We start from the raw sequence: 2,016 nt of genomic DNA on the forward strand, positions 1-2,016 counted from the left end.
GTACCAAACCGTTAGACAAAGTGCTGTAAATAACTTTAGTTAACTGCGTATATAAATGGATATCGCACTGATCGTCAAATTTCTCGCACCCTGTCTGCCATTTCTGCTCAACGTGGGTGGTAAAGTTGCAGAAGGCGCATCACAAAAAGTTGGTGAGGATGTTTGGAATAAAGCTAAAGCTATTTGGGGAAAGCTACAACCCAAGGTAGAAGCGAAGGAAGAAGCCAAAAAAGCTGCCGATGCAGCAAAAGAGAACCCCAATGATGAAGATTATCAAGCAGCCTTGCGGGCGCAATTAAAAGAAATTTTAAAGGCGGATACAGCACTGGCTGAAGAAATTGCCAAGATTTTGCAGGCAACAAAATCTGATGATAGTTCTGTTAGCCTCAACGCTCAAGCTTACGACGAAAGTATACAGATAAATACAGCAGGTGATGTTAATCAGCCAAACTATGATTTCACCAAAAATATCAATAGCCCAAAGTAATTAACAACATTGCTGTTTTTGGTACTGCACAGCAAGAAATAGTGGAATTGCTAGAACGCAGTACCAAAGCAGAATCACCGGGGGTTCTAAAAGCTGGTAACTCCCCTAAAAGTTTGGCTTATTGGCAAGGACGAAAAACCGAAATTGCCCAAATTCAGCAATGGTTAACTGATGAAAATACCTGTTTAATTGGCATAGAAGGCATCGGTGGCACAGGTAAATCGATGCTGGCGACGAAGATTTATGATGAAATTGCAGGTTTCCCCAAGCGATTTTGGGCTGATGTCAGTAATGGGGCAGGTTTTAGCGATGTAGCCAGAGAAGTATTAACACAATTCGGCTTTCCTGTGCCAGAACAAGAAGCACAGTTAGTAGAAGCGTTAGTTAGGTGTTTGCGTTCTGGGGAGTTTCTACTAATTATTGACAACCTAGAAAGTTTATTACAACCCGATCGACAGTGGGGAAGTTTATTTTACGGTGAGTTTTTCCAAACATGGATCGAATCTGGTGGTAATAGTAAGGTATTAGTCACCACCAGAGAAAGACCAGAATTAAAAGGCTTTGAGTGGCTACCTTTGAAGGGTTTACAAGTAGAAGAAGGGGTAGCACTGTTAACAGCATTGGGCATTAAAGGGGATTTAGCCGAGTTTGTGGAATTAGTAGATGGGCATCCCCTATTGTTGAGATTGGTAGCAGACTTATTAAAGGAAGAATATTCTCAAGACCCGGATTTAAGCAGATTAGCAGATTTAGGCTTAGGGAATTTGCGCCAGTTGTTGACAGATCCCCAAGTGCTAGGTGTGCATCGCAGGGAAAATGTGGGGTTGGTGTTGGTGTTGGATGCCAGTTTTGCAAGATTGAGTGAGTTACAAAAAACGTTATTGCAGAATATTAGTGTGTATCGTGGTGCGGTTGACAGTGCAGCAGCAGTGGCAGTATTACCGGGAAATTCAGAACCAGAGATTGAGGGAGAATTGCGGAATCTGGTGAAGCGTTCTTTGTTGATAGAACAACTCAATGGTAGGCGGCGATTTAGATTTCAGCCCGTGGTGTGGGAGTATGTGCGGTATAAAGCAGGTGATCAGACACAGGCGCATCAACGAGCCATTGATTATTATCGCTCAGTTGCTAAACAACCACCCTGGCAAACAAGAGATGATGTTCAAGAATACTTGGAAATCTTTTATCACTGTTATCAGTTGCAAGATTATAACTCTGCCTTTGATGCGCTTCGGTTTTGCGATGAATTTTTAACCTTGCGGGGTTATTATATCGACCAAGTGGAATTATATGGGCAGTTAGTAAGTAAATGGCAAGAAATTGGGGATAGAGAAAATTGGAATTATCGGGCTTCTCTCACTTCATTAGGCATTGCTTACAGTTCCCAGGGACAGTACCAACGGGCGATTGAGTTTTTCCAGCAGTCTTTAGAAATATCAAGGGACATAGGCGATCGCAATGGTGTTGGTAATTCCTTAATCGGTTTAGGCAATGCTTACTATTCCCTGGGAGAGTACCAACGGGCGATT

At 42.5% G+C, this 2,016-nt stretch carries 2 protein-coding genes; both read left to right on the forward strand.

The window, feature by feature from the left end:
- The first annotated feature begins 55 nt into the window (after positions 1-55).
- The gene (locus NCWK1_RS19945; protein ID WP_096578685.1) at positions 56-487 is read left to right on the forward strand and encodes a hypothetical protein; all 432 of its coding nucleotides are present in this window, start codon (positions 56-58) and stop codon (positions 485-487) included.
- Between the two features lie 41 nt (positions 488-528).
- On the forward strand, positions 529-2,016 hold a 1,488-nt coding region (locus tag NCWK1_RS19950; RefSeq protein WP_245894955.1), incomplete at its 3' end, for a tetratricopeptide repeat protein.

Origin of the sequence: Nostoc cycadae WK-1 (assembly GCF_002897135.1) — a bacterium.
GTDB lineage: Bacteria > Cyanobacteriota > Cyanobacteriia > Cyanobacteriales > Nostocaceae > Nostoc_B.

Excerpts from the sequence above, each read along its gene's own strand:
- NCWK1_RS19945 (WP_096578685.1), top strand. The coding sequence starts at position 56 with ATGGATATCGCACTGATCGTCAAATTTCTCGCACCCTGTCTGCCATTT.